At 74.5% G+C, this 6478-nt stretch carries 7 protein-coding genes; 3 read left to right on the top strand and 4 right to left on the bottom strand.

Annotation, left to right across the window (positions count from 1 at the left end; genetic code table 11):
* Positions 1-48: 48 nt before the first annotated feature.
* The 4 genes from ACIQOV_RS21505 to ACIQOV_RS21520 all read right to left on the bottom strand — a co-directional run bounded on the left by ACIQOV_RS21505 (position 49) and on the right by ACIQOV_RS21520 (position 5033).
* Positions 49-3210: an AMP-binding protein gene (locus tag ACIQOV_RS21505; protein ID WP_401050734.1), complete on the bottom strand. Its 3162-nt coding sequence runs from the start codon at positions 3208-3210 to the stop codon at positions 49-51.
* 99 nt (positions 3211-3309) lie between these two features.
* Positions 3310-4020: a phosphotransferase family protein gene (locus ACIQOV_RS21510; protein WP_401050719.1), complete on the bottom strand. Its 711-nt coding sequence runs from the start codon at positions 4018-4020 to the stop codon at positions 3310-3312.
* Positions 4017-4547, bottom strand: coding sequence for a GNAT family N-acetyltransferase (locus ACIQOV_RS21515; protein ID WP_401050722.1), 531 nt, complete (start codon positions 4545-4547; stop codon positions 4017-4019). The genes ACIQOV_RS21510 and ACIQOV_RS21515 overlap by 4 nt, the downstream gene beginning before the upstream one ends.
* Before the next feature lie 147 nt (positions 4548-4694).
* Positions 4695-5033 carry a hypothetical protein gene (locus ACIQOV_RS21520; RefSeq protein WP_401050725.1) on the bottom strand — a complete coding sequence of 113 codons (339 nt, stop codon included), beginning with the start codon at positions 5031-5033 and terminating at the stop codon, positions 4695-4697.
* A gap of 176 nt (positions 5034-5209) precedes the next feature.
* Between ACIQOV_RS21520 and ACIQOV_RS21525 the strand changes: the two genes are divergently transcribed.
* The 3 genes from ACIQOV_RS21525 to ACIQOV_RS21535 all read left to right on the top strand — a co-directional run bounded on the left by ACIQOV_RS21525 (position 5210) and on the right by ACIQOV_RS21535 (position 6415).
* Positions 5210-5515: a hypothetical protein gene (locus ACIQOV_RS21525; RefSeq protein ID WP_401050727.1), complete on the top strand. Its 306-nt coding sequence runs from the start codon at positions 5210-5212 to the stop codon at positions 5513-5515.
* A gap of 134 nt (positions 5516-5649) precedes the next feature.
* Positions 5650-6033, top strand: coding sequence for a hypothetical protein (locus ACIQOV_RS21530; protein ID WP_401050729.1), 384 nt, complete (start codon positions 5650-5652; stop codon positions 6031-6033).
* A gap of 139 nt (positions 6034-6172) precedes the next feature.
* Positions 6173-6415, top strand: a complete 243-nt coding sequence (locus tag ACIQOV_RS21535) for a hypothetical protein (protein ID WP_401050731.1) — start codon at positions 6173-6175, stop codon at positions 6413-6415.
* The last annotated feature ends 63 nt before the right edge of the window (positions 6416-6478 follow it).

Genomic DNA, 6478 nt, shown 5'->3' on the forward strand with positions numbered 1-6478 from the left:
CGTTCCGGGGGTGCGGCCGGTGATGGCCGCACCCCCGCTTTCCTCGTGTCAGATACCGGCCGCCCCGGCCAGCGCCGCGGCGAGGTCGTCGGCCAGCGCCGACACCGTCGCCGCCTCGAAGGCGTGCTCGTTGTACCGCAGCCAGCACCGCAGCGCGCCGTCCGGCTGCTCGGTGACCGCCAGCTCCGGGACGTGCCGGTCACCGCCCGGCAGCGGGTACGGCACGGTGGCGTTGCGGGGCAGCTCCCAGGCCGCGCAGGCCACCCCCGGCAGCTGGGCCGGCGCACTCCAGCTCTCGTACCTCAGCCAGGCCGCGAACGGCACCAGCGGGCTGAACTCCGCGAACGGGTAGAGCTGGTGGTCGAGCGCGGCGGTGGCGGCGGACCGGACCCGGTCGAGCAGTTCGGCGAAGCCCGGCGCGCCCGACACGTCCACCCGCACCAGCAGCGACTGCACGAAGCAGCCGACCGCCCGCTCCGCCTCCGGTCTGGTCCGGCCGGGCACCGGCGTCATGAGGACGAGGTCCGGCTGTCCGCTGCGGGCGGCCAGCAGGCCGCTCCAGACCGCCGCCACCGCGAGGAACGGCGTGGCCCCCAGCTCCGCCGCCCTGGCCCGCAGCGCGTCCGCCGCCTCCGGGGGCACCGTGAACGCGTGGGCGGCGCTCAGCACCACCTCGGTGTGGTGGCGCCCCGGGAAGGGGTCGATCGCGGCGGGCGCGTCCGCGAGCGCCGTCGCGAAGTGCGTCCGGGACGCCGGCCAGTGGGCGTTCGACCACTCCGCCAGCTCGCGGTACTCCGGGCCGGGCCGGGCGGCCGGCACCCGGCGCCCGTGGCGCAGCGCCGAGTACGCCACCCCCAGCTCGCGCAGGAGCACCCCCAGCGACCAGCCGTCGCTGACGAGGTGGTGGACGGCCAGCAGGACGACGTGGTCCTGCGGCCCGCGGCTCACCACGGCCAGCCTGGTCATCGGCCCCGCGGCGACGTCCGTCAGCCGGTCGCGCACGGCGACCAGCCGCGCCGACACCTCGTCGTCGCTCGCGCCGGGCGCCTCCACCAGCACCACGTCCGCGTGCGGTTCGTCGTCCAGGACGGCCCGCAGCACCCCCGGTTCGGCACCGGGCACCGGGACGAACCTGGTCCGCAGCGCGGGATGGCGGCGGATCGCCTCGTGCAGGGCGTCGGCCAGGACGTCCGTCCGCAGGCCCTCCGTCACCCGGAACATCACCGCCACCGCGCCGACGTTGCGGCCCGGGGCCTCGGCCATCCAGCGCAGGAAGTTCTCCTGCTGGGAGGTGAGCGGCAGGTCGTGCGGCTGTGCGCGCAGCGAGCGGAGGAAGTCCGACACCTCGGCCCCGGACCGCTCCACCGTCCCGGCCGCCGAGGCTTCGGCCCGCTCCAGCCAGGCCGCCTGGGCGCGGAGCGAGGGGCGCTCGAAGACCAGCGCCGTGCGAGCCGCCACGCCGAACTCGGCGGAGATCGCGGCGGCCAGCTGGACCGCGCGGAACGAGTCCCCGCCGAGGGCGAAGAACTCCTCCTGCACCGCCCGGACCGGCCGTCCCAGCACCGTCCGCCACAGGCCGGCCAGGGCGAGCTCCCGCTCCGTCTCCGGGGCCCTTCCCGTCACCGGGGCGGGCTCGTCGAACGCGGTCCGCAGCTCGTGCTTGACCACCTTGCCGCTCGGGTTGCGGGGCAGGGAGTCCAACACCAGGATGCGCACCGGCAGTTCGGGCCTGGCGAGCCGCTCGCTCAGGAACAGCCGCAGACCGTCCGGATCGATTCCGCCCGGCAGCGGGACCACCGCGGCGACCGGCACCTGGCCCATCACCGGATGCGGCAGACCGAGCGCGGCCGCGTCGGCGACCTGCGGGTGCTCGTGCAGCACGGCCTCGATCCGCAGCGTCGAGACCTTCAGCGCACCGGACTTGACGATGTCGCTCTCCCGGTCGACCAGATGGAGGAAGCCGTCCCCGTCCAGCCTGCCGAGATCGCCCATGCGCACCCAGCCGTCGCGGAAGACGCCGTCGGAGGCCGCCCCGGCGTATCCGCGCGGCGGCCCGGGCTGACGCAGCCAGATCTCGCCGGTCCCGCCGGGCGGCACCGGCTCCCCGGCCTCGTCCAGGATCCGCAGGTCGGCCGGGTCGGTCGGGCGGCCCACCGAGCCGGGGCGGCCGGGGTCGACGATCGCGGAGATCTGGGCGGGGGAGGCCTCGGCCGAGGTGTAGGTGTTGACGACCGTCGCCTTCGGCAGAGCGGCGCTCAGCCCGGCGGCGACGGCCGGCGGGAGCGCGGCGGCGGTGGAACCGACCAGCAGGACGCTGCCGAGGTCCCGGCGCGCGGCTGTTCCGGAGTTCAGCAGTTCCACCGCCATCGACGGCACCAGGAAGACCGTGCCCGCGCCGAACTCCTCGACCACCCGCCCGAATTCCTCCGCGTCGAAGCGCGGCAGACAGATCGTCGTGGGCTGCGCGGTCAGCGCGTTCACCAGGACCGCCTGGGCGGCGTTGGTGCCGATCGGGAAGGCGTGCACCGCGTGCCGTGAGTGCGCGTACGGGCGGGGCCGGGGGTTGAGGACCAGACCGGCGGTCAGGCTCGCGTGCGCGGCCCGGACGCCCTTCGGGGTGCCGGTGGTGCCGGAGGTCCCGATGATCTGGGCCAGGTCGCCGGGGGCGACCCGGTGCGGCGGCTCGATCCCGTCCGGGGCGCCGAGCGGTGGGTCGAGCGGAGCGCCGTCCGGGGAGTCGAGCGGAGCGTCGAGGCCGTCGAGCGCGAAGGTGGGCAGCGTGGTGCGCGGGCCGTTCCCGGCGACCGCCCAGCGCGCCCCGGCCGCCTCGACGAGCCGCTCCACATCGGCCGGGGCCAGGTCCTCACGGATCACCAGCCCGGCCGCGCCCGCGTAGTGGGCGGCCAGGAACGCCACGGCGTACGCGTCCCACTCCCGGTTGGTGAACAGCAGCGCCACCGTGTCCCCGGGGCGCACGCCCGCCCGGGCCAGCCCGTGCGCGGCCCGCACCGCCCGCTCGCGCCACCGGCCGTAGGTGAGGCTCCCGCCGCCGGGCACGAGCAGCGCGGTGCGTTCCGGATGGAGCGAGGCCCGGTGGTCCAGGAGCGCCGGAAGCGTGAGCGGGACGGGGACGGGCTGGGCGCTGATGACGACTCCCGGGGGGCTTTCGGAGCGCGGCGGACCGATGCCGGAGGAAGATCGGCCGCTGATTGGTCCAGACCGTATCGGAACGGTGAAGGCGGGCGCCAGATCCGTTCACAGTTCGTCACGACCCTTGGCGCGCGGGCCCGGAGCGCCGCCCCGCCGGAGTCAGGCGGGCGGCCCCGGCTGCTCCGGCCAGCCCGCCGTCAGGCGCCCGCGCTCCTGCCACTGCCGTACCCCCGGCCCGTCCGGGGCGCCCCGGCGGCAGAACTCCTCCAGCCGGGCGCACCGGGCGAGCATGGCGGCCCGGCGCCGCGGCCAGGGCGGCACCGGCTGCCCGTAGGCGTCGAAGAGGTGGTGCAGGGCGCCCGCCCGGGCCGGGTGGTGCATGCGGACGATCCACTCGCACCAGGCCAGGTCCTCCACCGGCTCGCCGAGATGGGCGAACTCCCAGTCCAGCAGGCCGGTGACGGCGAAGGTCGCCGGGTCCAGCAACAGGTTGTTGGGCCCGAAGTCCCCGTGCACCAGCACCGACCCCGGGCGCGCCGGACCGTCGCCGGCCATGCCGGGATCGACGGCCTGGAGCCGTCGCAGCACCCGCCCGCAGGCGGCCAGGACCTGCGCGCCGTGCCCGGCGTCCAGCAGGTCCTGCGCGGGCACTCCAGGCAGGTGGCCGAGCGTGATGGCGCCCGGCTCGGTGCCGAGCACCGGGGGAACCGGCAGCAGCCCGTGCAGCAGGGTCAGCAGCCGGTGCTCGCGCCGGCGCCGCTCCTCGGCGTCCGGCCCTTCGTAGCGTTTCACCACGACGGTGCCGTCGCCCGCGGTGCGGTTGGTCCAGCCGTGCGGGAGGGGCCGAAGCCCGGACGGGCCCTCGCTCACCCCCGCCACTCCTCGGCCAGCAGTCCGAGCACCATCTGGTCCACGAACTCCCCGTACGCCCAGGCGGCTTGGCGCAGCCGCCCCTCGACGGTGAAGCCGACGCCGGTGGCGGCCCGGAGCATCGGGGCGTTGTCCGCCAGCGTCTCCAGTTGCAGGCGGCGCAGGCCGAGTACCGGGAAGGCGTAGTCGCAGAGCACCCGCAGGACGTCCGGTGCGAGCCCGCGGCCCCGGTGGCCCGGCAGCAGGGCGAGGCCCACGTGGGCGCTGCGGTTGTGGGCGTCGATGCCCCACAGCAGCGCCTCGCCGGCCAGCTCCCCGGAGGCCGTCTCGACCACGGAGAAGCACGCCGCCTCGTCGGACGGCCCGGTGGCCACGTACGGGGAGTCCGCCGAGCCCGGGGGGATGGGCCGCCAGGGGCGGGAGTCGGCCCGCGAGCGGGTCGCCACGTCGTCGTACAGCTCGGCCAGGAGCACCGGGAGATCGGCGTCGTGACGGGCCCGGAGGGTGATGTGAGTGCCTTGTAACATGTCACATGTTTACCATTGGTGGGACTGCCGCGCCCAACGGGTTTTCCGGAGCCAACCGGCGTTGATCGCGGTCCTCCGCGTCCTCAGGTCCTCGGAGCCCGCGAGTCGGCCGACGCCTGTGGCCTCGTCACGTGTTCGCCTCGATCATCACGGCGTTCTCGTGGACCGGGCGGTGCAATGGTGGCAGTAGACGACATCGACCGGCCCACCGGACCGGGCCCGTGCCACGGCCCGCGCACACGACACGGCGGAGAGCACGCCGAGGGCGAGCAGCACCACGCCCGCAGCGTGCCCACTGAGCAGCGGTTTCGCGGCCAGGACGAGGAGCACCACCGCCGCCAGGAACCGCACGACACCCCGGCCCCGGAGCACGGGCCGATATCGCTCGCGGAACACGGTGAGCTCTGTCGTCTCCTCGCACCGCGGGCAGCCCGCCCCGCCGCCTCCGCCGGCCTGCGCCGTATCGAACAACAGCTCATCCGTCACACGGCAACCCTACGGCTCACGGCCGGGGCGGCTCGACCCCGTCGCTCAAGTCGGGCCGTCGAACCGGATGTCACCTGGTGGGGCCGGGTGGCGGCGCTCGGCGGAGCTCGCCCCCGACCGAGGCGGCCGGGCGGACCTGTGCTGTGATGGGGGTCCGATCAGCCAAGGAGGACGTCGTGACCGTCGAGTCGCACGAGGACTGCGGTCCGGTGTACACCCTCGGCCCGGACGAGCCGATGTTCGTGTCGAAGCGTGTGCGTCGCGGGCAGCCCGTCGTGAGTGTCCACCTCGACGAGGACGGTGACTGGCAGGCGTTCTCGGCGACCGAGCCGCGCTGGTGGAAGGGCGGCCCCAGGCTGGTCCATGCCGCGCACCTGCTGGAGAGCGACCCCTCGATGGCCGGCCTGCCGGCGTTGCCGCTGAATCACTGGGCGACGCGTGAGGACGCCTCGTCGACGGCGTGGCAGGTCTTCCGGGGCTGACCGGACCCGCGGCGGCCCCGGAGCTGTCGCCCGGCCCGCGCCGGCGCGCCGACGACCTGTGAGCGGACATGTGATCTCCCTCTCCGGTGCGACAAGTCATTACTCGTCCGGGCCCGTCAGCGTAGAGTGGGCGGGTGTCAGCTGATCTTGGAGACCGACCGAAGCCCAAGCCGTTCGATGAGTGGCGGGACATCTATGACGTCCTTGAACAGGTGCGGCAGCGGCCCGGCATGTTCGTGCGCAACGGCTCGCTGGACGACCTGGGCCTGCTTTTCTCGGGGTACGGCCTTGCCCTGCGGATTCACGGGGTCGACGAGCGGTTCGATTTCGATCCGGCCGGCCCGTTCCAGCAGTGGCTGTGCTGGACGCGCGGTTGGCCGTTGAGCCTCAGCTGGTACAAGTTCATCGAGCAGAACGCTGGTGCGGTTCCGCCGCTGGAGGCGTTCTTTCAGCTGCTTGACGAGTGGCGGGCGAGTGTGGCCGCCGAGAACTCGGCAGCAGCAGAAACGGCTCCCTGACAGGCCGTTGAACGGCATCACGAGCGGCTGTGCGCGGTGCCCGACGGCGACCTTGTCACGGTGCTCCGCGAGGGCAGGGCCTCCGTGGTCACGGACACCATCGAGACCGGCCGCCTACCTGGTGCGGCTGCTGAAGCACATGGACGCCACTGGCCGGACCGTCGCCGTGCCCGTCGACCGTGCGGCCGACGCGACCGGGGACGGCGTCGTCGACGAGCTCCCGTCGGGCTACATCCGGCGCGCGAAGGATGCGATGCCGCGCCAGGGACGGGACTTCCGGTGGCGGATGGTCATGGACTACCGGCACGACAGGAAGGTCCTGCTCTCCGACCCGATCGAGGACGGCGTCCTCCGGTTCACCGGCGCCCCGAACGGCAGTTGATCCGCCACTGGGTTCCCGGGAGTCCCGGACGGGTGGGCCCCGGTGGACGGCGTACCGTCCACC

This window comes from Kitasatospora sp. NPDC091257, from assembly GCF_044757675.1.
GTDB lineage: Bacteria > Actinomycetota > Actinomycetes > Streptomycetales > Streptomycetaceae > Kitasatospora > Kitasatospora lactacystinica.